This window comes from Bacillus cereus group sp. BfR-BA-01379 (genome assembly GCF_022663605.1).
Taxonomy (GTDB): Bacteria; Bacillota; Bacilli; order Bacillales; family Bacillaceae_G; genus Bacillus_A; species Bacillus_A mobilis.
This window is the reverse complement of the sequence record NZ_JAKUFT010000011.1, coordinates 52,782-77,152: the sequence shown is the minus strand read 5'-3', so window position 1 is coordinate 77,152 and position 24,371 is coordinate 52,782. Positions and strand designations below refer to the sequence as shown.

Here is a 24,371-nt window from a genome sequence, read left to right as displayed (position 1 = left end):
ATGGATAAAGAGCTTACTGCATAGTAAGCTCTTTACATTTTGAAATGGGAGTTTAATGTGAATTTTTATTGGTAGAAACAAAAATGCTTACAATAAATAAAAAAATGGCATTTATGATCAATAGTACACTAAAGGTAAGCCCAGCAAAACCTCCATCAAATCCATCTCCTACTTTTTCACCAATTACGTGTAAAGCGGTGAAGAAAACAATCGGGGAAGAAAGAATGAAAATACCACTGGCTATTTTCCATATTTGTGGATATTTCTTTGCTATAAAGAAAATCAGAGTATTAAAAGAAATAAGAAGAAAAACAAATCCAATTAATGAATTCATCATATCCTCCTTTCAGTATAAGTCTGAATTTTCATATGTTCATTTTGAATGGAATATTATACAATATAATTATATTTTATGGAAAGTGAGTGATATATTATGACAGTCAGCTCTTTCGAATTTTTATTAAAAATAAAGGTACAGGAAGATTAATTGACAGAAAATCTTCCGTACGTAAAAAACGGAGGAGAAAATAAATGTTTAGTTTTTATAGTACACTTTGCACGGAACTTTATGATTTCACTAAGCCTGTCGGTTATTCTTTAAATGGTGATATTGAGTATTATCAAGAACGTTTAAAAAATTGTAGTGGAAGAATTCTCGAAGCGGCAGTAGGATCAGGGCGTGTCATCATCCCACTTCTTGAAGCTGGTTTTACAGTAGATGGGATAGATTATTCACCTGAAATGCTAGAATCGTGCCGCATACGATGTAAAGAGAGAAGCTTACATCCTAATTTATATGAGGGAAGCTTACAACAATTTTCACTGCCACATAAATACGAGGCAATTATCATTCCTACTGGATCTTTTTGTTTAATTGAAAATCGTACGGATTCGATAAACGCATTGAAATGTTTTTATGAACATCTTAATTCAGGCGGGCGACTAATCGTAGATATTATGCTTCCGCATGACTGGAAGACTGGGGAAATTCATACATCGACTTTTTCTTTGCCGAACGGAGACGGTATTACATTAGAAAATAAATCAATTGAAATAGATTGGCTGAACCAAGTTACTCTATCCTATTTAAAATATGAAAAATGGAGTAAAGGACAGTTAGTACAAACAGAACTACAACGCTTCGCGCTGCGCTGGTATGGAATAGAAGAGTTTAAACTTCTGTTAGAAAGTATAGGTTTCTCTATTATTACTTGCTCCGCTGACTATGTTTATGAAAAAGAACCGTCAAATGCAAATCAAATGTTTACGTTTGAAGCTGTGCGAAACGAAAAATAAAGAACTATGTATGTAAACAAGGGAGTCGATATTATATCGACTCCCTTGTTTTAGTTGTGAGGTTATCATATATGCATTGTCCAAGCATTCTTCTACTAATTACATATACTATTTATGTTAAAGTCAGTCATTATTTTGAATAGGGCTGTTATTTTATTATAAATGATATTTTAGAGCAGTAGGGGGGATGAATTTGGAAAACGTAGAGCAAGGAAGAATTGAAAATCAAGTGTATTCAAATCGTGTAGTAAGATCTGAATTTGATGCAAATTGGGAAACATGTATATCAAAAAGTGGTTATGTAATTTATGTAGCAACAAGTAATAATGCTGAAGTAATAGTACTTCTTGCAGATGGTTCAAGTAAATTATTAATTTTTGAAAAAGGCGGTAAAGTAGTAGTAGGCGGCGGTGGAACAAGTCACTACAGTAAGCCACATATTGCAAGAAATATTTAAGGTAGTACATGCATTTGAGAAGTAGCTGGAAAACGGTTAGTCATTCATGTTTATAGCATGTATGACTAGCTGTTTTTATTTAAATCATTTTGGAAGGACTTGATTTGTTATAAATACTTTTAGGTGCCCAGAGAAATTAGGAGGGAATTGTACGGGTAAGAGTTTAAGATATAATGTAGGTTTGGAAGTACCATATTAGTGACATAGAAAAAGCATTTCCTATTTCGGGAAATGCTTTTTCTATGTTATAGTATAATAGTGTTTTAAATCGATGTTATTTTAATATAACTCAAGTTTTGTTGTGTATTATTTTTATATTAAATTAGGGGTGTAAGTATTTTTTTATATAAGGAGTCATAAATAGAGAAATGAAAAATATAGACTTTATACTAGAAAGTGACGAAGCATTAAAACCGTCTGAGCGATTAGTACTATTATTATTAGAGAAGCATAGAATGTTATATACGAACGATCTATTAGCATTATCTAATTTATCATATAAAACATTAACAGATTCATTAACGGCGCTCGTTTTAAAATCATATGTATTAAAGGAAACAGGTAAGGGAAGAAGACAGAATTGTTATAGATTGGTATGATAAGACTGCTGATTTTAGAGAGTTAATAATAAGTTTTTTTCAAATGTAATGAGAAATATCGTTTTTGTTTTCAAATGAAAAACACTCTACAATGCGCGGTTTAATATTTGAATTTCATTTTTATTAATGATAATTTTATTGTTGTTAAAAATTGAAAAATAAAATAAACTGCATAAAAAAGAAATAAGAAAACAATCCGTTTTAAAAATGGATTGTTTTTTATTGGAATAATATTATTTGATATGTTGAGAGCCTGAATAATTATTCTACTTCGCTTGTATACTTTTCAGGTAATAATTCCATTACGTTACATTTTACAAGTTCACCATTATAAGAAAGTATAACATTCGTATTTTTTCCATAATCACTTATTAATTCTCGACACATACCACACGGAGCAACAACCCAACATTTTTCTATATCTTCATGCGGGTGTGGGTGAGCAACTGCTACAATGGTATCAAATTCATGATCGCCTTCTGAAATAGATTTTCCAATCGCCATAGCTTCACCACACACTGTTATTCTTCCAACGTTCGTTTCAACATGCACTGCTGCATAAATGTTACCTGTTGTATTTCTTACAGCTGAACCGATATGATGACGGCCATATTTATAGTTTTTTTCAATTACTTTTTCAGCAGCTGTAATTAATTCATAGTCTTCACTATTTAAAGGCATTACTTGTAACATAATTTCTCCTCCGTATAAAACATGATAATTTTATTTTAATAGGAAATTTTAATATTTAAAATAAAAGATGGGAGATCAGTTAGATAATATTATTATGTAAACTTCTGTATTTACAGGAAAATAGCATAATCAATAGAACATATAGAAGAGTATGCTTAAATATTTGAAAGATAGGAGATTATTATGGGAATTTTACAATCAATAGTACAAGCTGTTATAACTGGTAATAAGGAAGAAGTGGTGGAGTTTATAAAAACGAATCCAAGTGCTGTTAACGAATTTAGTGACGATGGCTGGACTCTCCTTCATTTAGCGGGTTATTTTGGACAAAAAGAGATAGCAAGTTTTCTTTTAGAAAGTGGAGCAGATATACATAATAGGGCAAAAAACGAAAATGAAAATACACCTTTGCAAGCTGCCATCGCGAATAAGCAAAGTGAACTTGTTACTTTCTTAATTGAAAAAGGATCGGATGTAAATGTTATACAAAGTGGTGGTTGGGCAGGGTTACATGAAGCAACATTATTAGGAAGTGAAGAAATAGTTATGCTACTTCTTGAAAATGGAGCTAATAAAGCGATTAAGAAAAATGATGGAAAAACAGCATATGATATTGCGTTAGAAAAAGGATATGATCACCTTTTACATCATTTAAAACCGGAAGTGAACGTATGATAAATAAATGGAGCGTAGGCATATTTTTATTTAATGATGTAGAAGTGTTAGATTTTGCAGGACCATTTGAAGTTTTTTCTGTAACCGAAGCGGATGAAGAAAAACCATTTACTGTTTATACAGTTAGCCAAAATGGAGAAATGATTACAGCACGAAACGGATTAAAGGTACAGCCGGATTATAGTATTGAAGATTTACCACCAGTTGATATTTTAATCATTCCAGGTGGTAAAGGCGTTAGGGAAAATGAAGTGAAAAATGAAACTATAATAAATTGGGTTCGACAGCAAATGAAAGAAGTAAAGCTAATGACTTCAGTTTGTACTGGAGCGCTATTACTCGCGAAAGCTGGTTTACTGGAAGGGTTACAAGCAACAACGCATTGGGCTAGTATTCAAACTTTCAAAAAAGACTTCCCGAATGTAGAAGTAATGGAGAATGTAAAATTTGTAGATAAAGGACACATTATAACATCGGCAGGTATTTCAGCTGGTATTAACATGTCATTTCATATTGTGAAAAATTTGTTAGGTGTGGAGGTTGCTGAGGAAACAGCCAAAAGTATGGAATATGATATAGATTTGTAAAATAAAAAGGCCCAATTTGGGCTTTTTTATTTAGCTAAGTTTCTTTACAGATGATATATGCTCAAAACCTTAGTTCTGAAACAGTAATTCCAGTTTTATTGAATATATGACAATTTAACTTTTTTCTCCTTGTAAGCATGTTATTACGAGGGGAAATTTCGTATGTAAAAAAACTCTTCTACAATAATAGAAAAAGAATAACAGGAACCACTATTTTATGGCAGCATACATAAAAAATTTTAATGTAAATATGGAAATGTCGTCGAATGCTATCTTTAATTGGTTAATTTGTGAGATATTTTTGTGAAGGAGCTTATTTTATAAGAATAGAATTACTGTTAGTAAGAGATCATGCCGATGGTAGTGAAAATATATGTGTTAGGGGGATTTCATAATGAGGAAACTCAAGCGAATAAATGTTCCTAATATACAAGAACAACTATCACAGTCTAATGAAAATCGAGCAGTTAATAAGAAAAAACTAAGGCGATTTATATTCATGTTTATATTTATTGCGGCGTCTACTTTGTACGTTCAATTTATTTTAACGAAACAACAAGAAATAATCGTAGAAAAAAAAGATACAATAACAAATCAAAAAAAGCAATTGGTTTCTTTAAAGAAAGATAAGACTTCTTTAAAGAGTAACATAGAAAATTTAACAGATGATGAGGAAGAAATTTTAAAGTTTGCGAGAAAAGAATATCAATTTTCTAAGTCAAATGAAACTATATTTGTGTTGCCAAAGTAGTGTAATAGAACAGTTAGCGATTGCTAGCTGTTTTTTCATGTATGGATGGCATGGTACAAGAAACAATCACATATTGTAAAAATGTAGAGTTTGAACTGTTTTCATAATTATGGAATATATACCGAAATAAATGTTGTTAAAATTCTGTCAATTGTATTATAATACAAGGTAAGCGGATACATTTCTTGATCAACGTTGAGTTTATCGCTCATACGACTATTAAGAAAACCGTTATCCCGTATTAGAAAGGAAGATAGCTGTGTACGCTTCAAATACAATTTATGTCGTAGGGGATGCGAAAGCACCTCAAAATAATCCTATTACCGAAAAGTTCAAAAGTTATTTTGTAGCATTTGTACTTGTTAAGGAAACAGGGGAAATTGTAGATGCAGATTGCTCAGCGACAATTGCATTAACATCACAATTTGTTAAATATTTGTTTCTACATAAAAATATTAATGATCCACTATTGGTAACAGAAATAAAAAATAGATACTTTGGTTCGTCTCAAAAAGCACTCCTTGTAGCATTAAAAGATGCCCAGAAAAAATATAATCAAATCGCTGCTTTGTCTACCCATTCCTAGACAAAATCCAGCCGTAAGAATCTTCTTATGGCTGGATTTTTTTATTTCACATTAATTTCTTGCATGAAAGGTAAGTGAAAGAGGAGATTTATTGCTCCAAAAAAATTGGGAATTAATGATCCACTTTGTCAGAGAACGAAAGGATGAACAATATGAAAATTACTGATGTAAAAGTAATTCGTAGGCATGTAAATCTTCATACACCGTTTAAAACAGCGCTTCGTACTGTAACCGAAATAGAAAGTATAGATGTATATATTCATACAGATGAAGGAATTGTTGGCAAGGGGGCAGCAGCCGCAACACCAGTTATTACGGGTGATTTTGCTAACGGGATTGAAGCAGCAATTTTAGGGCCGATGCGTTCCTGTTTAATTGGTCAAGATGTCATTCAGTTTCAACAGTTACTACAGCACATTCAAATGAGTTGTATTGGAAACCCAAGTGCGAAAGCGGCAGTAGATATCGCTTTATATGATGGGTATTGTCAATATCAAAACGTTCCACTTTACGCATTATTAGGCGGGAAGAAAGAAATTCACACAGACATTACGGTGAGTGTAGATGAGCCTTTCGTTATGGCGAAAGAGGCGAAGCAACATGTAGAAAAAGGATTTCAAACTTTAAAAATTAAAGTGGGGAAATCCGCTCCTTTAGATTTAGAACGTATTGAAGCGATTCGAAATAGTGTACCAAAAAATACGACGTTACGATTAGATGCAAATCAAGGGTGGAATCCAAAAGAGGCAGTTTCTATCATTAAAGAGATGGAAAATCGCAATTTAAATATTGAATTTATTGAACAACCTGTTCATGCGAAAGATTGGGATGGATTAAAGTATGTCAAAGACCATGTACAAACGCCTATTATGGCAGATGAAAGCATATTTTCAGCGAGTGATGCATTGAAAATTGTTCAAGGAGGATATGCAGACTTACTCAATATTAAATTAATGAAATGTGGTGGCATACGTGAAGCGTGGCGTATTGCCGATATCGCCGAAACAGCTGGGGTAAAATGCATGGTCGGAAGTATGATGGAATCCTCACTTTCTGTTAGTGCTGTAGCCCATTTTGCTGCAGCACATCCTAATATTCATTACTTCGATCTCGATGCACCACTTTGGTTAATGGAAGAACCAGAAGGAATGACGTATTCAGGGGCAAAGGTAAACCTTCAATCGACAGTGAATAGTAAATCTTAGGAGAAAAGACTAGAAAACTATCTATTAAGGGGGATATGTATGAAAAAAGTAGGAACTGCATTTTTAACAACTTTATTTATATTTTCATCGTTCACATCAGCAAATGCTGAAGAGAAGAAAGATAGTAAGGCGTTTATCGATGTATCTGCCGCAACACTTTGGACCGCACCTGATTCATTACGACCAATTGATGCACCGAGCGCTACAAATCCAGTTGATTTGTGGAAGTGGACGAAATCAATGACGCTTGATGAGAAACTTTGGTTAACAAATGCAAATAAATTAGAAACACAAGCGCTATTAGGTCAAGAAGTAACGGTTGTTGACAAAAAAGGGGACTGGGTGAAAGTGCTAGTCCATGGTCAGCCAACACCGCGAAATGAAGAAGGTTATCCAGGTTGGATGCCTGAAAAACAATTAACATATAATCAAGAATTTGCAGGTAAAACAAACGAACCTTTCGTTTTAGTAACGAAACCGACAGCTATTTTATATATAAACCCTGCTCAAAAACATAAATCGCTGGAAGTGAGCTATAATACGCGACTACCTCTACTTAGTGAAGATACAATTTCATACCGCGTGTTGTTACCTAATGGACAGAAGGCTTGGCTACGAAAAAATGATGGAACGGTTTATCGCTCTCAAAATGATATTCCAACTCCGTCGGCTGATGATTTAATAAACACAGGAAAAATATTTTTAGGATTACCGTATATATGGGCTGGTACAAGTGGATTCGGATTTGATTGCTCTGGATTTACACATACGATTTATAAATCGCATGGTATTACAATACCTCGAGATTCTGGTCCGCAATCTAGAAATGGAGTTGCGGTTGATAAAGAACATTTACAAAAAGGAGATTTAATCTTCTTTGCACATGATCAAGGAAAAGGTAGTGTTCACCATGTTGCTATGTATATTGGTGATGGAAATATGATTCACTCACCGAGAGCTGAAAGATCGGTAGAGATTATACCGCTAAATACACCAGGATATATAGAAGAATACGCTGGTGCTCGTCGTTACTTACCTTAAAAATAGAGGGGGTTTTCAAATGAAAAAAGTTGTTCGTTACTCATTAGTTAGTACGCTATTAGTTTCTTCATTTTTAGTTGGCTGCGCAAAAGAAAAAACAACGACAAAGCCGAAAGATGAGAAGAAAATATTACAGTTACTAGAAACGGGTGAAATTCCGTCTTTAAATTCAGGGAAAGTAACCGATGCGGTATCGTTTAACGTTTTGAATAACGTAATGGAAGGATTATTCCGTTTATCGAAAAATGATGAACTAATTGAAGCTGGAGCACAAAAATATGAAGTGAGTCAAGATGGAAAAACTTATACATTCCACTTGCGTGATGCGAAATGGTCTAACGGAGATCCAGTAACAGCACTAGATTACGTATACGCTTGGAAGCAGCTTATTAATCCGGATACAGCTTCTCAATATGCATACATTGCGTACGATGTGAAAAATGCGGAGAAAATAAATAAGAAACAACTAGGGCTAGAGGAATTAGGAGTGAAAGCAAAGGATGATAAAACGTTCGTAGTAGAGTTAGAACATCCTGTACCGTATTTTACGAAACTACTTATTTTACCATCTTTCTATCCAATTAATGAAAAACATGCGAAAGAACAAGGTGATAAATACGGATTAGAAGCAAATAAAGCGGTATATAATGGGCCTTTTACATTATCTGATTGGAAGCATGAAGCGAGTTTTACAATGAAGAAAAACGATAAGTATTGGGATAAAAAAGAAGTGAAGCTTGATGAAGTAAACTATCAAATCGTTAAAGAAATTTCAACCGCGGTAAATTTATATGAAACAGATAAAGTTGATAGAGCTGTCATTTCAACAGAATTCGTAGATAAATATAAAAATAATAAAGAACTAAAACAGTATACAGATCCGGTTATGTACTTCTTCCGATTCAATGAAAATGTACCGATTCTTAAAAATAAAAATGCAAGGCTCGCGCTAAGTACAGTGTTCGATAAGAAAGGGCTTGCGACTTCATTTTTAAATGATGGTTCAGTTGCTGCAAATTATTACGTGCCAAAAGGATTTTTAAAAGGTCCAGATAAAAAAGACTTTAGAAGTACGGCTGGTGAGTTTAATAAGACAGATGTAAAACAGGCGAAAGAATATTGGGAAAAGGCGAAGCAAGAGACAGGTACAAATGAAGTAACGCTTGAGTTATTAAACTATGACTTAGAAAACTTCAAAAAAGTAGGAGAATACATTAAAGAAGAGCTAGAGAAAAACTTACCAGGCCTAAAGGTAAATGTAAAATTACAACCACACACGCAAAAACTAGCGTTAGAGAAAAAGAAAGAATATGAAATGTCATTATCACGCTGGTTACCGGATTATCCAGATCCAATGACTTACTTAGAAGTATTCCTTTCTGGAAGCAGTGTAAACAATACAGAGTATGCAAACCCAGAATATGATGCGTTAATTAAGAAGATTAAAACTGAATTAGGTAATGATGAGAAAGCTCGTTGGAAAGCAATGCAAGATGCGGAAAAAATGCTGCTAGATGATGCAGTAATAGCACCGGTATTCCAGCGCGGATTATCATACTTACAAAAACCATATGTGAAAGATTTGTATGTACATCAATTCGGTCCGGCAACAAGTTTAAAATGGGCAGATGTACAAAAATAAAAGTATGGAAAAACAGACTTCACATGTGTGATAGTCTGTTTTTCTTATTTCTATAGTATAGGGTATGATTTATCAGTCTATAAATAGGGGTTGGAGGGGAATTATGTTGATGATAGTGGACGTATCTTATTTTGAATTTAATTCATCATCTGATAAATTATAGACATTTTATATGTTTTTTCACTGCTTAAAAATAAAATTATTACATAAATTCCAGTGTGAAATTTATGTAGAATCTTGTATAATTAACGTGTTTCTATGGAAACATTTTCTTGTGCTATTTCTATAGGACTGAATAGAACAAGGAAAGAAATACATACATGTATATAATAGATAAATAGAATGGAACATGTATAGAGAAAAAGGAGAGAAATGATGGCGTGTCAAAAACAAGGGTTACAATTTAATAGCGATAGAAAGAGGAAGAGACGATGAAAATGAAGCATGCTTTTGGCCCGATAATTTTAGCGTGTGTGCTTTTTTTCATTATCATACTCATTCCATCAAAAAGTTTAGTATCACTTATTAGTGATAAGAAGGTAGAAGATGCGGCAACTTCCTTACAAAAAGAAAAATTACAAAGTGTTTTCTTACAGCAAAAAATGTTAGAGAATTCGCAGTATTTACCGATGTATGGTTCATCTGAATTTTTACGAATGGATGCATATCACCCATCTAATTACTTTAAAGTAAATCCGGCAGGTTTTACACCATATTTAATCGGGATTGGCGGTACGCAAAGTTTAGCTCATATATTAAATATGACGTCTACAATGGATGAGCTAGAAGGTAAAAAAGTAGTCTTTGTTTTATCCCCACAATGGTTTACAAAGACTGGGGTATCACAAGGGGATTTTACTAACAATTTCTCCAAACAACAAGCATATCATTTTATTTTTAATGATGAGATAAGTGTTGAAATGAAGAAGCAAATTGCGAAACGACTATTAGACTATAAAGTTGTTCAAAAAGATGATATATTAAAAAATTCATTAGAAGGTATTGTGTATAATGATACGAAACATAACATAAAAGCAGGTTTAGTCAAACCACTTGCTTATATGCATCGAAATATTTTAGATCATAGAGATTTATTTAACTCTTTATTTAAGATTGAACCGATGAAAGAAAAAACAAATATGGGATTACGTTCAATTTCTTGGGTAGATGCACGTAAACATGCAGAGGAAGAAGGGAAAACGGAATCTACTACAAACACATTCGGAATTGAAAATCCGTATTACTATAAACATAATTTAAAGAAAAAATTAAAAGGTTTAAAAAACTTTAGAGCAAATGAATCGTATGAAGAATCACCAGAATATGATGACTTACAAATTGTTTTAAATATTTTTAAAGAGAAAAATGTCAAGCCACTCTTCATTTCTGTACCTGTAAACGGACCGTGGTATGATTACGCTGGTTTCCCTAAAGAACGCCGTGAAGTGTATTATAAAAAAGTTCGGGAACAAGTTGAAAAAGCAGGATACCCAGTAGTTGATTTCTCTGGCCATGAATATGATAAGTATTTCTTAAAAGATACAATTCATTTAGGTTGGAAAGGCTGGATTTATTTTGATGAAGCAGTGCAAAACTTTTATACTGAAAAATAAGAGTGGAGAAAAAGGAACGGCTATAAGCTGTTCCTTTTTTAGTATAGAGTATTTTGATGTGGGCAATTCGGAAAGGCATGTATATCTTGAATTTGTCTAAAATCATAATGCTTCATTGCGAACTGCGCTTGATAAAGGTATTCATACACATATAATTGACCATCATGTGCTGAACATAATACACCAGAAGTTCCTTGGCCATTCATGAAGGAAATGCCGATAGGGCGTCCGATTAAGTATTGTATTTTTTGTTGCCAATGCATAGGGGAATCACTCCTTTTTGAGATAATATACGAAATCAATGAGTGAAAGGTTGCTTATCCGCATAATTATGGAGGTCTTTTATACAATTTCTAGAAAATATTAATATGAATGAATTATAAGCGCGAGAAAGGAATGAGTAATGAAGAAGGAAAATATTGTAGAAGAAAAGTTAAATTTAATAAAATGGTGTCAAACATTGAAGGGAGTATCGGATGATATATGGTTTCAACCATTTAAAAATGGCTCATGGGGAATTGCAGATGTGATTTCACATTTTATCGTTTGGGATGTGTTTTTAATAAAGGATAGAATTCCATACTTTATAAGTGAACAATCTGTACCAAATGTTCCAATAGATGTTGAGGAAATGAATAAGGGAGCAATTAAATATGCGAGATCTGGTATTTCAAAAGAAGAACTATTAAATCAATTTAGCGTTACTCGTAAACAGTTAGTGGATGAAATTGAGCGAGTTCCAACCAAATATTTTTATAATTTCTACCAATTTGGCACTAAAAAATTGAAATTAAATAATTACTTTTCATCACTCATTCAACATGACTTAAAGCACAAAGAAGAAATAATGCAATTTCTAATATATAATAAAAACCGCTAACATTCGTAATGAATGTATAGCGGTTTTTATTTATATTTTTACGCAAGATTTTTACGCTTTTTTGTCCATTTTTTAATGACGAAGTATAAAAGAATAAGTATGACGCCGCCAATTGCGAACGATTTCACATATGGTCCAGCAACATCGTTAATATTCTCCCAATTCTCACCTAGTTTTTCGCCTAAATAAATGAAAATAATAGACCAAGGGATGATTGCGAGTGCTGTTAATGTAGTGAAACGTAGGAATGACATTTTTGTAATACCAGCAGGAATTGAAATTGCATGGCGTACTACCGGAATGAAGCGAGCAGTGAAAATTACGCCAGTTCCGTACCGATTAAACCAATCTTCAGCTGCATCTATATGTTTTTTATGAATGAAAATATATTTACCGTAACGTTCTAATATAGGACGTCCACCGTATCGTCCAAGCCAATAAATAAAGATTTGGGCAATAACACCGCCAATTGTACCGAATATAACTGCGCCTATAAATGAGATACTACCATTGAATACTAAATAACCTGCATAAGCAAGGACGATTTCACTTGGAATAATCTCAATCATAAGTCCAAGCATAATGCCCCAATAACCTAACCCTTCAAAAAACGTTAATACTGAGTGAATAAAACTACTTACCATTGTTGCACCTTCTAGTTTATGTATTTTTGAATATATGCCCCTTTACTTAACGATATAAAAGGTTCACTATATGTAGATTATACCTTATTTATATAGGGGATTGCTATTTCAATTCTTTTATGTCCTTTATATGTATTATAGTAAAGCATATAAGTTCAATTTTCATGAAGAGATAATGAAAAGTTTATTAAAAATTTCTCATAAATAAATGATAATGTTATGGCTTTTAATTTACAAAGTGAGAAGAGTAATGTCTGCAAAATAAGAATCAAATTTATGGACTATTTTCTATTTGGGATAATGATATGATTCGATTGATAAAAGTAAAAGTATTTCAAAGGTTGGCTTATAGGTTCAAAAATATAAAAATAATTCAAGGAAAATAAAAACATAAATATTCTCTTATCACCTAGACAGGTACTTCACTTTCAAATAACGAATTATAATGTTAATAAAATTTTTATAGAAAATTAACATGATGAAGGTGAAAATATGAAAAAAGCATTATTAGAAAAGGCCTCATATCTACATAAAGAAGAAGTAGAACAATTAAATAAAGCTATATTAGTTTCCGAGAAAGCACATGAAGGACAATTCCGCGTTTCCGGTGATCCGTATATTACTCATCCATTTACAGTTACAGAAATTTTGTTAGATTGTAAGGCAGATAGTATAACTTTAGTTGCAGCATTACTACATGATGTGGTGGAGGATACAGATTATACAATTGACTATATACGTGATATATTCGGTAAAAAAGTTGCAGATATTGTAGAAGGATTAACTAAAATTGACAAAAAACAAATCCCTAATAAAGAAGAGTATGAAGCAATAAATTTAAAGAAGTTATTATTAGCTACGCAAGGAGATATACGAGTAGCTATTATAAAAGTGATAGATCGTCTACATAACATGAGAACTTTACAGGTGAAAGCTGTAAAGAAACAAGTTTCTTACGCAAATGAAACACTCAAAATTTTCGCTCCGATTTGTAAAAGACTAGGGCTATTACATATTCAAAACGAGTTAGAAGATTTAGGTTTTTATTATCTTAATCCTTCTAAATATAAGGGAATGAAAATTCTTTTACAAAATTATGTTAAGTTATTAGAGGGTTTGTCTCAAAATATCATGCAAGATATAAATAATTTTCTAAATCCATCTTTAATATTTGAAGTTAACTATGAAGTAAGCTCTATTTATACAGCGTATTCTCGTCTCCAAGATATTCAAGACATTACAGCAGTGTCAAAAATAATTATCACGGCCTCAAATAATTTAGACTGTTATAAAATATTAGGAGTTATACATCAACTATACCAACCAATTCCATATCAATTTGAAGATAATATAGCAATTGAAAGTGATGTATTAAACAGATACTTAAAGACTAAAGTGGTGATCAATAACCATGAAATAGTGATATGTATTGAAACAAAAATAAATCAGGAGATACGAGATAAAGGAGTATTTCATGTACTTACAAAAAGTATAACTGATAAGGAGATGCAAAATATAATCCATAAATTGATGGATCATTTTATTAAGACAAATGATCTAGTAACTCAAGATGCGATTGAATTTTATGATTTAGTATCATATGAACTATTCCAAGATAATATTGTTGCGTTTACTCCTAAGTTAGATTCCGTAAACTTACCGCAAGGTGCTACTGTAATTGATTTTGCTTTCGCATTAAACCCTGAGATTGCTAAGTATATGTCAGGTGCTAAAGTTAATGGTATAAATAAATCGATAATAACGAATGTTTCACATCTAGATATAGTTGAACTTTTGGTAACTGAAAACATTAGTAATGTGAGACAGGGTTGGTTAAGTTTTGCTAATAGCTCAAAAGCTCAAATCGAAATTTATAAAGAGTTACAAAGATGAAGGAATTAAATTTATCGAGAAAACTTGTTCGAAAAATAATAGAATGAAATGATCATTTTTGAATTAATAATAGACGATTATGTTTTTTTATAATTAATACCTAGAGATACAAGCATCCACCTGTTCTAAATATATAACAGGTGGATGCTTGTTTTCATTATAAAAAAATAGAAGCATTTCTGCTCCTATTTTTTATGGCTTCACATCTAAGTTCTGTAAAAATAACGTTGCTGTTACGTAACGTTTTGCTAACATTTGTACATAAGCGGTATGTACAGATAATGTGGCAATAATAATCGCGTTACGAATCGCTTCACGTTGCTCGTTATTAATTTGATCGAACTTACTTGCGATTTTATCAGCTTTTTCTTTTACGATGTTTTCAATTGTATGAACTGTATCTGTTGCATTTAGTTGTAAGCAGTTCCCTTGATTGAGTTCTTCAAATAGAGAAGAGTATGCTCCATATAAATGAACAGGATTGATTAAGTCATCACTTCGATCGGCTGGGTCATTTACGATAAGGCGTAATAGCTTACGAATGGATTCAAAATCAAGTGCTGTTTTTAAATCTTCGACAATGAATAGTAAGGCAGCTTGTTCAATTGAATATTTTTTCCCTTTTTGAGGAGAGCCAATCATTTCTTTAATATCTCGTTTTACCCAGTTTTGCATGGCCGTTACTGAGAAACTTGTATTTTCAATTTGATTTCCAAGCGCAACTATTTCATTTAATGAAAAACCGACGTCTGTATCGTCAATTTTAATCAGTTTTTCAAAAATAGGTGAAAGTGCGGTAGTAATAAAAGCAGTTACGCTTTGTCCGCTTTCAATATCTTTTTTATGTGACTTTGCCCACGCTTCTTGTAAAATACCGAGAGGCTTTTTCGTATTCCATCCTCTTAATGATAGAAGAAGGGTAGCCATTTCGTTTCGTGTGAGATGAAATGTTTCCATCTTTTCACCTCCAAAAATAATAAAAAGTTCTTATGAACCTATAATATGTTTTGTTTCATTTAAAGTCAATTCTGTTTTGCTTAATTTTTCCTTTGTCACCAAACTGTCGTAAGTAAATAATGCTTGCATATTTCGACAAAAGTTCATATAATAAGTTCATAAGAACCTTTAAAATGTTTTTAAAAACAAATCTATCATTCTGAATTTACTAGAAAGGTAGATTTCACATATATCTATATAAAAGGAGAATGGATATAATATGTTGAAAAAACTTGTAGCAGTCATGACAGCATTCATGGTTATCTTTGGAGCTAGTAGCTTCATGTTTGTAGATCACGCAGCAGCGAAGAGTTACAAATCTGGTAAAAAATCATACACACCAAGTTCTGGTCAAAAGTCAAAAGTTGATTTGAACAAAAAAGATAGTAACGTGAATTCACAAAAAACAACAACAGATTCAAAAACAAAAGCAACAAACACAGCACCAAAAAGTAATAAAGGAAGCTTTATGAAAGGCTTATTACTAGGTGGTCTTGGTGGTTTACTAATGGGTAGCTTATTTGCAAATATGGGAGCTCTTGGTTCTGTATTAGCGTTTATGGTAAATATGTTAGTAATGGCTGGTATCGTAATGTTAGCAGTTCGTGCATTTAAATACTTCAAAGATCAACGTAAGAAAAAGGAAGATGAAGTAGCATGGAAACAATAAAAATTTCTGAACAAGAACTTATCAATGCACTTTGCGTATATATCGCTGAAAAGAGACAAGTCGGTCCAGAAGAAGTTTTAGTTGAACTAATGTATGACGATGACTATGGTTTCTCTGCTGAAGTAGAGGTAAATGGTCGCAAACAAATTTTAATTCAAGCGAACTTAATCGAAGCACTACGCTTATTGCTTGACAGAGAATATAATGTCAATTCATTTGCAGCAAGATTACAACTTGAATTAGATGATGAAGAAGGCATTTACGCATTAGCGAAATTTAATAACTCAGATGAGTAGAAAAAAGAGCTGTTGAGAGTAATCTCAACAGCTCTTTTTAGTATGTGCATATGCCAGGGAATAATCACGCCAAATTTCATTTATTTTCCGTCTACCGACATCAACCATCGGGTTAAATTGAATGGCAGCTTCTTGTCGTACGGTATGTACATGTTGGATCGCTTGTTGCAAGTGTTTTTCAACCGAATGAGATTTTGTATTTGCTTGTTTTACGATTGAATATCCAGCAACAGTTCCTTGTGCCATTGCGATTTTTCCGCTTTCAATGCCAGTTATATTGCCGGCTACAAATAAACCAGGAAGAGGGGTTTCCATCGCTTCGGAATGGAGAGGAACATGCCCGCCTAATTCCGGAATGTAACGGAAAGGGCATCCAGCTACAGCGGCTAGTTCAGCAAGAGGGTATAAGCCGCCGGCAATACAAACGAAGTCTGCCTCATATATTTGTTCCGATCCAGTTATGATGTTTCCTTTTGTATCAATATTAGCAACGCGTACACCTTCAACTTGATCTGTACCGATAATTTCAAGAGCTGCTTTTCGAAGGTGAAGAGGAGTACCATTTATTTTCATACCGCTATTTGGATAGAAGTTTAATCCAGCTTGTTTCGCCCAATTATATTTCATCAATCGACTACCTATACGTAATAAAGGTGACGGGGCAAGGTGAGCAGCATGTAATAGAGAGTTTAAAACTTCTTCTGGTTCACCAGCCCTTTGACTTAATTCACTTTTTTCAGGAAGTACGATATGTTCCACTTTAGTTCCCGCTAATTGTAATTCATTTAAAATAGCGAATGACAAAATGTTAGCACCAATAATTACTCCTTTTCGTCCAACTTGAACACGATGTACATTTGTCATTACTTGGGCTGCCCCGATTGACATAACTCCTGGAAGTGTCCAACCAGGAAGAGGAATAGAGTACTCAGCAGCACCAGTAGCAAGTAGAACGAACGGTGCTTCTAACGTACCGATATTCGTATGTACGTACCAAGAACTTTCATCTTTATCTAAATTATAGACGGAAATACCACATCGAATATCAACTGAAAGTGATTTTGCTTCTTCGTGAAGGCGTTTTGACTCTTCTATACCATTCCACCATTCTCCAGTAGGTTCTTGATGTAATTGTCCGAGCAACCTTCCGCCAGGCTTCATAAATTCATCAATAACAAGTACATTTAGTCCAAAACGAGCACAAGAGATGGAGGCTGATAAACCTGCTGGTCCAGCTCCGATAATAATGACATCGTTCATCGCTTTTTCACCATCTCTCTGACGATATTGGGATGCTGTTTGCCGCTATTAACTACCATATTGTCTTCAACTACGGTTAAGCATGCTCGTACGTTCGTTTGATTGTTTACTGTGACGCGGCATTCAGAACAATGTCCAATATTACAGTAAATACCGCGTGGCGTCCCGCTATCTTCATGCACTCTTAAAGTTCTTATTCCGTTTGCAAGTAAAGCGGCCGCAATCGTTTCTTGTTCATATGCTTCATATTGTTGTCCGTTAAATTGGAAAGTGATGCGCTTACTACTATTTAAACTCCCTAAAACAGGGTGATGTGTAATTCTATTCATTGATTTTCACCTACCGCTCCAAAGGTAACTGCTCGCACAGGTGGTTGATATTTTAATGGGATTTCATTAGGAATTGCATCAGGATTCGCATTTTCAATCATTCGATCTATCATCATTCTACATGTGCGGCCACCGCAAAATCCCATGCCAGCACGTGTTCTTAGTTTTAATTCTCTTGCCGAGCATTTATATTCAGCAATTGTCGATTGAAGTTGACCGTATGTAACTTCTTCACATCGACAAACAATTAAGTGATCTTTATTCGTCATATGAATTCCTCCTCTAGTTCGGTTTGCACAAATTATTATGCAAAAACTATGCCAACATAAAGGAGGAAATGGTTATTGTAACCCAAGTTTTTTTAAACGATTATATAAAGTAGCCCTCGTAACACCAAGCTGTTTCGCGCATTCTAATTTATTCCCATTCAAAATACGTAATGCTCTCTCGATTACTTTTTTCTCATGTTCATCCATCTCTTCTTGTAAAGAGAGGATTGTATGATTGTTGCTGAGTAATAGGGAATGAGTCGTATGATTGTCTAACGTTTCAGTTGTATGAAATGGTAAATATTCTTGTTTTATAATACCGTCAGTCGCAAATACGACAAGCCTTTCAACAACGTTACGAAGCTCGCGAATATTACCTGGCCAATTGTAATGAAGCAGTTCATGCATAATGCTTGAAGGTAAGTCACGAATTGGTCTGTTATAGTTGATTGAAAAATCGTTTAAGAAAGAGTAGGTTAATTCAATAATATCTTCGCGTCTCTCGCGCAGCGGTGGAATATGCAAGCTAACTACATTTAGGCGGTAGTATAAATCTTCTCGAAACGTGCCTTTTCTCATTTCTTCTTGTAAATCACGGTTTGTAGCAGCGATAATACGGAAGTCAATATTAATCTCTTTCTCGCCACCAACTCGGTAATATTTTCGTTCTTGTAGTACACGCAAAAGCTTTACTTGCATATCAAGCGGCATTTCTCCTATTTCATCAAGGAATAATGTACCGCCCTGTGCGAGCTCTATTTTTCCTTTTTTCCCTTTACTATTTGCACCAGAAAACGCCCCGCGTTCATACCCGAATAATTCACTTTCAAATAACGCTTCTGGAATGGCGCCGCAGTTAATTGAAATGAAAGGTGCCTTAGCTGCCTCGCTTGCTTCATGGATTGCTTTCGCGAATACTTCTTTTCCAACACCACTTTCTCCGAGTATTAAAACAGTTGATTTCACCGAGCAAACCTTTCTAGCTAATTGTATTGTTCTTTGTATAACAGGGCTCTTTCCATTCATTGCAAGGAAAGGATCTGATTCATCTTTATATTTTGCGACTTCTTGTTCTAATCGGTGCATTTCATGTGACATATTGAATAGTTTTTCGTTTAAAGCAACTTGATTTGTAACATCAGTTTCTGAAACGACAGCCCCTATAATTTCATCGTTACAATACACTGGGTTTGAATTTATTAATACGAACAAATCTGGGCGAGGCTGATGGAACTGAGCGATTATGCTTTTTCCGTCATGTAATGATTGCAAAATTTCCAAATCTTTATAGTCAAAAAATCGAGTGATAGGTTGTCCAATAATTTCATTATGATTGACTGAAAAAATCTTTTCAGCACCATCTGTCCAAGTACGAACATGTTCTTTCTCATCGATGACTGTAACGGAAGAATCAGTTGTTTGTATTACGGCGTTATAAAAAGATTGCAGTTCATTGTACGACTTAACAAGAAACGGAATGATTTGCTGAGTCGTTATACAGCATAGCGGCTCTTTATTTTCGTTCATTATGATAACGACTATTTCATTGGAAAACGCGTCAATTAAAGCGGTGAATGAGTCATCTTCATATATTACTGCGCAGTTATATTCTTCTGTAGTAGAAGGGCGGTAATAATACTTTTCGTGAACTTGCTGGGTATGTTGCAAGTTGTATGTATGATCAATTGATAAAGTTTTTAGAAATTCTTTTATTGTAGGAAATGAGAATGCCATATTGTCCTCCTGTTATGTATAAAAATTTTGACAGTGATAAAAAAATAATACACCTATTTACGATAAATTTAAAATATTTTTACAAATAAAAATATTATTTATAAAAAGTGTATATATGTACAGTTGGCACGTCAATTGCATAAAAGAAAGTGAGAGATGAAAAAGAAGGGAGGGGTGCTACGTGAGGCACTGTGACGTTTTAATAATAGGCGGTGGTATTATAGGCTGTTCTATCGCTTATTACACATCAAAATACGGAAGAGACGTAACAATCATTGAAAAAGGAGAATTTGTCAGTGGAACGTCTTCACGGTGTGACGGGAATATTTTGGCTATTGATAAAGACCCAGGATTTGATAGTCAAATGTCGTTAGTAAGTCAAAAATTGGTTACTGATTTAAGTGAAGAGTTAGAGCACTCATTTGAATATAGGGCGCCAGGAAGTATTCTCGTATGTGAGTCAGACGAAGAAATGGAAGCAGCGCAGCAATGGGTGAATCGTCAAAAAGAAGCCGGTTTACCGTTCCGAATGCTTGATAGGCAAGATATAAGAGAGGAATCGCCATTTTTTGCGGACGATTTATTAGGCGGATTAGAATGTGCAACGGATTCGACTGTAAATCCATATCTTCTTGCTTTTTCACTTCTTGCAGAATCGAAGAAGTTTGGTACGAAAGCTTTTAATCATACGGAAGTAAAAGAAATGAAAAGAGATATAGACGGTTCTTTTATTGTAGAAACGACTAACGGAACGTTTACTGCGAAGCAAGTGGTGAACGCAGCTGGTGTATGGGCTCCGAAACTCGGAGAAATGTTGGATGTAAATATCCCAATTGAACCGAGAAAAGGGCATATTATTGTAGCTTCAAGGCAACAACACGTTGGTTGCCGTAAAGTAATGGAATTTGGTTATTTAATTTCTAAATTTGGCGGAAAACGAAAAGTGGATGCTTTAACTGAGAAATATGGGGTAGCTCTTGTATTTGAGCCGACAGAAAGCCAAAATTTTTTAATTGGTAGTAGTAGAGAGTTTGTAGGTTTTCATACGAAGATAAACAACGAGGTTATTAAATGTATTGCAAACAGAGCAATTCGTTTTTATCCGAAAATGGCGGATATGATGGTGATTCGTTCATATGCTGGATTACGCCCGTGGACAGAAGATCATTTGCCAATCATTTCACGCGTGGAACATATCCCGAACTACTTTATAGCAGCGGGGCATGAAGGGGATGGCATTAGCCTTGCAGCGGTTACTGGAAAAGTAATTGAAGAGTTATTAAATGAAAAAGAAACAATCATTCCTATTGAACCACTTCGTTTGAGTCGTTTTACAGAAAGGGTGTTAAACGGATGAGGTCACAAAGAGTCTTTACGACGATTGATACACATACGGGCGGGAATCCAACGAGGACATTGATAAGCGGACTTCCAAAGTTAATTGGAGAGACGATGGCAGAGAAGATGTTACATATGAAAAAGGAGTATGACTGGATTCGCAAATTGTTAATGAATGAACCGCGTGGTCATGATGTAATGTCAGGTGCATTATTAACAGATCCATGTCATCCTGAAGCTGATATTGGTGTTATTTACATAGAGACAGGTGGATATTTACCGATGTGTGGTCACGATACAATTGGTGTATGTACAGCTTTAATTGAATCAGGTTTAATTCCGGTAGTTGAACCGATTACTTCGTTAAAGTTAGACACACCAGCTGGCTTAGTTGAAGTGGATATCTTTGTTCAAGATGGAAAAACGAAAGAAGTCTCCTTCTGTAACATACCAGCTTTTTTACTGAAACATATCACTGTACAAGTCGAAGGAATTGGAACTGTAGAGGCCGATATTGCGTATGGAGGGAATTTTTATGCCATTATCGATGCGAAATCAGTAGGTTTAGAGTTAGTACCAGAAAACGCATCGACAATCATCGATAAGGCAATTCATATTAGAAATATCATAAATGAGAAATTTGAAATCGTTCATCCGGAGTATTCGTTTATTAGAGGATTAACTCATGTTGAATTTTATACAAGTCCTACCCATGAAAGTGCGCATGTGAAAAATACAGTTGTCGTTCCGCCAGGAGGAATTGATCGTTCTCCATGTGGTACAGGAACATCAGCGAAATTAGCGGTATTATACGCTAATCAAAAAATCGAGATTAATGAAGAGTTTATTCACGAGAGTATCGTTGGCTCTCTATTTAAAGGGTGCGTCATTCATACGACAAATGTTGAAAATATGGAAGCTGTCGTAACAAAAATTACAGGCTCAGCTTGGCTTATGGGAATGCATAGATTTTTTTACAATGAAAAGGATCCACTTAAAGAAGGCTTTTTGCTAATTCCGCCGATGGAACATGAAACGGAGGATGTAAAATGAACATTCAAAAAATGTATACAGCAGTAGACGTACATGTAAATGGTGAAGCATTTCGTGTAATAAAAGATGTACCATGCAAATACTACTACAGTTTAGAACATTTAAATGAGCAATTTTCAGGTGAATTAGTAGAAGAAATGAAGCTTTTATTAAATGAACCACGTGGTTTTATCGGTTTAAATGGATGTATCGTCGTTCCTTCCATTCATACGGAAGTCGATGCAGCTGTATTATTTTTTAATCACGAAGGTTCCATCCCTCTTCATTATGGAGGTATTGTCGCAGTCATTACGATGTTACTAGAAAGCGGTTATTTAAAAAAGAGAGATACGAATCAATACAAAATCGAAACGTTATCTGGCATATTTTCAGTCAATGCGTATGTAGAGAATGATGAAGTTGTATCTGTTTCATTTGAAAGTAAACTATGTTATATGATTGAGAAAAATTTGCAAATTGGTAATATAAGTTACTCTCTTATACAGGCAGATAAAGTATATGCAGTTGTAGAAAAGGATGCATATTCACCAGAAATCAGTATTGAAAATATCTCTAAATTAAAAAAATGGGGTGAAGTTACACTTCAAGCTATACAAAAACAGTCATTAATAAAAAGACTTATTTTAGTAGAATCTATGCAAACAGAAAAGAACCATATAAAGTCGATTACATTTCATGAAGATAACTTTATCGTACGTTCGCCTGGTTTTGTTTCTACTATTGTATCTTATGTTCATACATTATTTAAAAATGATTATATAGCGGATAAACCTTTTAAAAATGAAAGTATTTTTAATAGCTTTATAACAGTGGAACAAGTGAAGAAAGAAGAATTAGGCTACATTTTTCGATTTGAAAGTAGAGGGTTTATTACAGGAATGCAGACGTTTCTATTAGACTCTACAGATCCGTTTCCGACAGGATTTTTATTAAAATAAAATAGAAAAGGGAGAGATAAATATGAAAAATATTAAAGGGGCATTTCCAGTATTAATCACACCGATGGATGAGTTGCAAGAAATTAATTGGAATGGTGTAAAACAAAACGTAAACTACTTTATTGAGCAAAAAGTAGCTGGGATTATTATTAATGGAAGTACAGGAGAGTTTGTTAGTTTATCAAAAGAAGAACGATTTAAAATGGTAGAAACAGTATTAAAAGAAGTAGATGGCCGTATTCCAGTTATTGTTGGAACTGCAGCAGAAACGACGAAAGAGACGATTGAATATACGAAACACGCAGAAGCGCATGGAGCAGATTGTGCATTAATTATAAACTCGTACTATTGTAAACCGAAAGAAGAGGAAATTTATTTTCACTTTAAAGAAATCTCAAACGCTGTAAATATACCAATTATGTTATACAATAACCCGTTTACATCTGGTGTTGATATGAGTACGGAGCTCATGCTACGTATTGGAAAAGAATGTGAAAATGTTACACATATTAAAGAATCAAGCGGGGATATTCGAAAAGCTAGAGATTTAGTAAGACAAGGCGAAGGTGCTTTTCAAGTCTTCTGTGGGTCTGAAGATTTAGTTATGGAATCTTATTTAGTTGGTGCAACGGGATGGGTTTCAGTGGCAGGAAATATTGTACCAGGACTTGTTACGAAAATGTATGAGCATTTCCAAAATGGTGAATTAGAAAAAGCTTGGGAAATAAACGATGCGATTTTACCACTTTGTGAGTTTCTTGAAGGATCAGGAAAATATGTACAAATCGTTAAACGCTCAATGGAATTACACGGGCAAGCTGGGGGACCTTCTCGTTATCCAAGACTCGGATTAACTGAAGAAGAAGATCAAAAACTTCAAACGATTATTTCAAAAATTGCAGCTCATGCAGCTGTTTAAATAAGGA

Annotated in this window: 28 protein-coding genes; 19 read left to right on the top strand and 9 right to left on the bottom strand. The window is 34.0% G+C overall.

Annotation, left to right across the window (positions count from 1 at the left end; all coding sequences use genetic code 11):
• Positions 1–52 precede the first annotated feature (52 nt).
• Positions 53–334 carry a hypothetical protein gene (locus MR113_RS06810; RefSeq protein WP_242252683.1) on the bottom strand — a complete coding sequence of 94 codons (282 nt, stop codon included), beginning with the start codon at positions 332–334 and terminating at the stop codon, positions 53–55.
• A gap of 197 nt (positions 335–531) precedes the next feature.
• Here MR113_RS06810 and MR113_RS06805 point away from each other — a divergent pair, with 197 nt between their 5' ends.
• From MR113_RS06805 to MR113_RS06795, 3 genes are all read left to right on the top strand, one after another.
• A complete protein-coding gene (locus tag MR113_RS06805; RefSeq protein ID WP_242252682.1) occupies positions 532–1,296 on the top strand; it encodes a class I SAM-dependent methyltransferase in 765 nt (254 codons plus the stop codon).
• 193 nt (positions 1,297–1,489) lie between these two features.
• The gene (locus MR113_RS06800; RefSeq protein ID WP_098342043.1) at positions 1,490–1,753 is read left to right on the top strand and encodes a hypothetical protein; all 264 of its coding nucleotides are present in this window, start codon (positions 1,490–1,492) and stop codon (positions 1,751–1,753) included.
• A 368-nt stretch (positions 1,754–2,121) separates the two neighbouring features.
• The gene (locus MR113_RS06795) at positions 2,122–2,352 is read left to right on the top strand and encodes a hypothetical protein (RefSeq protein WP_000789031.1); all 231 of its coding nucleotides are present in this window, start codon (positions 2,122–2,124) and stop codon (positions 2,350–2,352) included.
• A gap of 261 nt (positions 2,353–2,613) precedes the next feature.
• Here the strand turns inward: MR113_RS06795 and MR113_RS06790 are convergent, their stop codons facing one another.
• Complete coding sequence (locus tag MR113_RS06790) at positions 2,614–3,045, bottom strand: cytidine deaminase (protein WP_242252681.1); 432 nt, start codon at positions 3,043–3,045, stop codon at positions 2,614–2,616.
• A 183-nt stretch (positions 3,046–3,228) separates the two neighbouring features.
• Between MR113_RS06790 and MR113_RS06785 the strand changes: the two genes are divergently transcribed.
• From MR113_RS06785 to dltD, 8 genes are all read left to right on the top strand, one after another.
• Positions 3,229–3,720 carry an ankyrin repeat domain-containing protein gene (locus MR113_RS06785; RefSeq protein ID WP_242252680.1) on the top strand — a complete coding sequence of 164 codons (492 nt, stop codon included), beginning with the start codon at positions 3,229–3,231 and terminating at the stop codon, positions 3,718–3,720.
• On the top strand, positions 3,717–4,307 hold the full coding sequence (locus MR113_RS06780; protein ID WP_242252679.1) for a DJ-1/PfpI family protein: 591 nt from the start codon (positions 3,717–3,719) through the stop codon (positions 4,305–4,307). Before MR113_RS06785 ends, MR113_RS06780 begins: the two co-directional genes overlap by 4 nt.
• Positions 4,308–4,701: 394 nt before the next feature.
• On the top strand, positions 4,702–5,058 hold the full coding sequence (locus MR113_RS06775; RefSeq protein ID WP_242252677.1) for an FtsB family cell division protein: 357 nt from the start codon (positions 4,702–4,704) through the stop codon (positions 5,056–5,058).
• Positions 5,059–5,317: 259 nt separating this feature from the next.
• A complete protein-coding gene (locus MR113_RS06770) occupies positions 5,318–5,644 on the top strand; it encodes a DUF3870 domain-containing protein (RefSeq protein ID WP_046954146.1) in 327 nt (108 codons plus the stop codon).
• A gap of 143 nt (positions 5,645–5,787) precedes the next feature.
• A complete protein-coding gene (locus MR113_RS06765; protein ID WP_242252674.1) occupies positions 5,788–6,849 on the top strand; it encodes a dipeptide epimerase in 1,062 nt (353 codons plus the stop codon).
• Between the two features lie 39 nt (positions 6,850–6,888).
• On the top strand, positions 6,889–7,890 hold the full coding sequence (locus MR113_RS06760) for a C40 family peptidase (RefSeq protein WP_242252672.1): 1,002 nt from the start codon (positions 6,889–6,891) through the stop codon (positions 7,888–7,890).
• A 19-nt stretch (positions 7,891–7,909) separates the two neighbouring features.
• Positions 7,910–9,532, top strand: a complete 1,623-nt coding sequence (locus MR113_RS06755) for a peptide ABC transporter substrate-binding protein (protein WP_242252670.1) — start codon at positions 7,910–7,912, stop codon at positions 9,530–9,532.
• A 431-nt stretch (positions 9,533–9,963) separates the two neighbouring features.
• Positions 9,964–11,145: a D-alanyl-lipoteichoic acid biosynthesis protein DltD gene (gene dltD / locus MR113_RS06750; RefSeq protein ID WP_098374406.1), complete on the top strand. Its 1,182-nt coding sequence runs from the start codon at positions 9,964–9,966 to the stop codon at positions 11,143–11,145.
• Between the two features lie 38 nt (positions 11,146–11,183).
• On the opposite strand, the gene MR113_RS06745 is transcribed toward dltD, so the two are convergent.
• On the bottom strand, positions 11,184–11,408 hold the full coding sequence (locus tag MR113_RS06745; RefSeq protein WP_061679707.1) for a hypothetical protein: 225 nt from the start codon (positions 11,406–11,408) through the stop codon (positions 11,184–11,186).
• Positions 11,409–11,548: 140 nt separating this feature from the next.
• Here MR113_RS06745 and MR113_RS06740 point away from each other — a divergent pair, with 140 nt between their 5' ends.
• Positions 11,549–12,025, top strand: a complete 477-nt coding sequence (locus tag MR113_RS06740; protein ID WP_063259934.1) for a DinB family protein — start codon at positions 11,549–11,551, stop codon at positions 12,023–12,025.
• Between the two features lie 38 nt (positions 12,026–12,063).
• Here the strand turns inward: MR113_RS06740 and uptA are convergent, their stop codons facing one another.
• Positions 12,064–12,669 (bottom strand): undecaprenyl phosphate transporter UptA, encoded by a 606-nt coding sequence (gene uptA / locus MR113_RS06735; RefSeq protein ID WP_063259933.1) that lies wholly within the window; start codon positions 12,667–12,669, stop codon positions 12,064–12,066.
• A gap of 492 nt (positions 12,670–13,161) precedes the next feature.
• On the opposite strand from uptA, the gene MR113_RS06730 reads away from it, so the two are divergent.
• Complete coding sequence (locus MR113_RS06730) at positions 13,162–14,562, top strand: HD domain-containing protein (RefSeq protein ID WP_242252665.1); 1,401 nt, start codon at positions 13,162–13,164, stop codon at positions 14,560–14,562.
• A gap of 192 nt (positions 14,563–14,754) precedes the next feature.
• Here the strand turns inward: MR113_RS06730 and MR113_RS06725 are convergent, their stop codons facing one another.
• Positions 14,755–15,519, bottom strand: coding sequence for a DUF1836 domain-containing protein (locus tag MR113_RS06725; protein WP_000447227.1), 765 nt, complete (start codon positions 15,517–15,519; stop codon positions 14,755–14,757).
• A gap of 259 nt (positions 15,520–15,778) precedes the next feature.
• On the opposite strand from MR113_RS06725, the gene MR113_RS06720 reads away from it, so the two are divergent.
• Positions 15,779–16,228 carry a hypothetical protein gene (locus MR113_RS06720; protein ID WP_000914486.1) on the top strand — a complete coding sequence of 150 codons (450 nt, stop codon included), beginning with the start codon at positions 15,779–15,781 and terminating at the stop codon, positions 16,226–16,228.
• Positions 16,216–16,524, top strand: coding sequence for a YxcD family protein (locus MR113_RS06715; protein WP_000447755.1), 309 nt, complete (start codon positions 16,216–16,218; stop codon positions 16,522–16,524). The genes MR113_RS06720 and MR113_RS06715 overlap by 13 nt, the downstream gene beginning before the upstream one ends.
• Before the next feature lie 24 nt (positions 16,525–16,548).
• Here MR113_RS06715 and MR113_RS06710 read toward each other — a convergent pair whose 3' ends face one another.
• From MR113_RS06710 to MR113_RS06695, 4 genes are all read right to left on the bottom strand, one after another.
• A complete protein-coding gene (locus MR113_RS06710) occupies positions 16,549–17,784 on the bottom strand; it encodes an NAD(P)/FAD-dependent oxidoreductase (protein WP_242252663.1) in 1,236 nt (411 codons plus the stop codon).
• Positions 17,781–18,113, bottom strand: coding sequence for a (2Fe-2S)-binding protein (locus MR113_RS06705; RefSeq protein WP_242252661.1), 333 nt, complete (start codon positions 18,111–18,113; stop codon positions 17,781–17,783). The genes MR113_RS06710 and MR113_RS06705 overlap by 4 nt, the downstream gene beginning before the upstream one ends.
• Positions 18,110–18,382, bottom strand: coding sequence for a (2Fe-2S)-binding protein (locus MR113_RS06700; RefSeq protein ID WP_061679714.1), 273 nt, complete (start codon positions 18,380–18,382; stop codon positions 18,110–18,112). The genes MR113_RS06705 and MR113_RS06700 overlap by 4 nt, the downstream gene beginning before the upstream one ends.
• 72 nt (positions 18,383–18,454) lie before the next feature.
• Positions 18,455–20,116 (bottom strand): sigma-54 interaction domain-containing protein, encoded by a 1,662-nt coding sequence (locus MR113_RS06695; RefSeq protein WP_242252659.1) that lies wholly within the window; start codon positions 20,114–20,116, stop codon positions 18,455–18,457.
• A 181-nt stretch (positions 20,117–20,297) separates the two neighbouring features.
• Between MR113_RS06695 and MR113_RS06690 the strand changes: the two genes are divergently transcribed.
• The 4 genes from MR113_RS06690 to dapA are packed head-to-tail and all read left to right on the top strand — an operon-like array spanning position 20,298 to position 24,364.
• Positions 20,298–21,473: an NAD(P)/FAD-dependent oxidoreductase gene (locus tag MR113_RS06690; protein ID WP_242252649.1), complete on the top strand. Its 1,176-nt coding sequence runs from the start codon at positions 20,298–20,300 to the stop codon at positions 21,471–21,473.
• A complete protein-coding gene (locus MR113_RS06685; protein WP_242252647.1) occupies positions 21,470–22,507 on the top strand; it encodes a proline racemase family protein in 1,038 nt (345 codons plus the stop codon). The genes MR113_RS06690 and MR113_RS06685 overlap by 4 nt, the downstream gene beginning before the upstream one ends.
• On the top strand, positions 22,504–23,445 hold the full coding sequence (locus tag MR113_RS06680) for a proline racemase family protein (RefSeq protein WP_242252645.1): 942 nt from the start codon (positions 22,504–22,506) through the stop codon (positions 23,443–23,445). Before MR113_RS06685 ends, MR113_RS06680 begins: the two co-directional genes overlap by 4 nt.
• A 22-nt stretch (positions 23,446–23,467) precedes the next feature.
• On the top strand, positions 23,468–24,364 hold the full coding sequence (gene dapA, locus MR113_RS06675; RefSeq protein WP_073515329.1) for a 4-hydroxy-tetrahydrodipicolinate synthase: 897 nt from the start codon (positions 23,468–23,470) through the stop codon (positions 24,362–24,364).
• Positions 24,365–24,371: the final 7 nt, after the last annotated feature.

Coding starts and splice junctions, on each gene's coding strand:
- MR113_RS06810 (WP_242252683.1), bottom strand. CDS start 334: ATGAATTCATTAATTGGATTTGTTTTTCTTCTTATTTCTTTTAATACT.
- MR113_RS06805 (WP_242252682.1), top strand. CDS start 532: ATGTTTAGTTTTTATAGTACACTTTGCACGGAACTTTATGATTTCACT.
- MR113_RS06795 (WP_000789031.1), top strand. CDS start 2,122: ATGAAAAATATAGACTTTATACTAGAAAGTGACGAAGCATTAAAACCG.
- MR113_RS06790 (WP_242252681.1), bottom strand. CDS start 3,045: ATGTTACAAGTAATGCCTTTAAATAGTGAAGACTATGAATTAATTACA.
- MR113_RS06785 (WP_242252680.1), top strand. CDS start 3,229: ATGGGAATTTTACAATCAATAGTACAAGCTGTTATAACTGGTAATAAG.
- MR113_RS06780 (WP_242252679.1), top strand. CDS start 3,717: ATGATAAATAAATGGAGCGTAGGCATATTTTTATTTAATGATGTAGAA.
- MR113_RS06775 (WP_242252677.1), top strand. CDS start 4,702: ATGAGGAAACTCAAGCGAATAAATGTTCCTAATATACAAGAACAACTA.
- MR113_RS06765 (WP_242252674.1), top strand. CDS start 5,788: ATGAACAATATGAAAATTACTGATGTAAAAGTAATTCGTAGGCATGTA.
- MR113_RS06760 (WP_242252672.1), top strand. CDS start 6,889: ATGAAAAAAGTAGGAACTGCATTTTTAACAACTTTATTTATATTTTCA.
- MR113_RS06755 (WP_242252670.1), top strand. CDS start 7,910: ATGAAAAAAGTTGTTCGTTACTCATTAGTTAGTACGCTATTAGTTTCT.
- dltD (WP_098374406.1), top strand. CDS start 9,964: ATGAAAATGAAGCATGCTTTTGGCCCGATAATTTTAGCGTGTGTGCTT.
- MR113_RS06745 (WP_061679707.1), bottom strand. CDS start 11,408: ATGCATTGGCAACAAAAAATACAATACTTAATCGGACGCCCTATCGGC.
- MR113_RS06740 (WP_063259934.1), top strand. CDS start 11,549: ATGAAGAAGGAAAATATTGTAGAAGAAAAGTTAAATTTAATAAAATGG.
- uptA (WP_063259933.1), bottom strand. CDS start 12,669: ATGGTAAGTAGTTTTATTCACTCAGTATTAACGTTTTTTGAAGGGTTA.
- MR113_RS06730 (WP_242252665.1), top strand. CDS start 13,162: ATGAAAAAAGCATTATTAGAAAAGGCCTCATATCTACATAAAGAAGAA.
- MR113_RS06725 (WP_000447227.1), bottom strand. CDS start 15,519: ATGGAAACATTTCATCTCACACGAAACGAAATGGCTACCCTTCTTCTA.
- MR113_RS06720 (WP_000914486.1), top strand. CDS start 15,779: ATGTTGAAAAAACTTGTAGCAGTCATGACAGCATTCATGGTTATCTTT.
- MR113_RS06715 (WP_000447755.1), top strand. CDS start 16,216: ATGGAAACAATAAAAATTTCTGAACAAGAACTTATCAATGCACTTTGC.
- MR113_RS06710 (WP_242252663.1), bottom strand. CDS start 17,784: ATGAACGATGTCATTATTATCGGAGCTGGACCAGCAGGTTTATCAGCC.
- MR113_RS06705 (WP_242252661.1), bottom strand. CDS start 18,113: ATGAATAGAATTACACATCACCCTGTTTTAGGGAGTTTAAATAGTAGT.
- MR113_RS06700 (WP_061679714.1), bottom strand. CDS start 18,382: ATGACGAATAAAGATCACTTAATTGTTTGTCGATGTGAAGAAGTTACA.
- MR113_RS06695 (WP_242252659.1), bottom strand. CDS start 20,116: ATGGCATTCTCATTTCCTACAATAAAAGAATTTCTAAAAACTTTATCA.
- MR113_RS06685 (WP_242252647.1), top strand. CDS start 21,470: ATGAGGTCACAAAGAGTCTTTACGACGATTGATACACATACGGGCGGG.
- MR113_RS06680 (WP_242252645.1), top strand. CDS start 22,504: ATGAACATTCAAAAAATGTATACAGCAGTAGACGTACATGTAAATGGT.
- dapA (WP_073515329.1), top strand. CDS start 23,468: ATGAAAAATATTAAAGGGGCATTTCCAGTATTAATCACACCGATGGAT.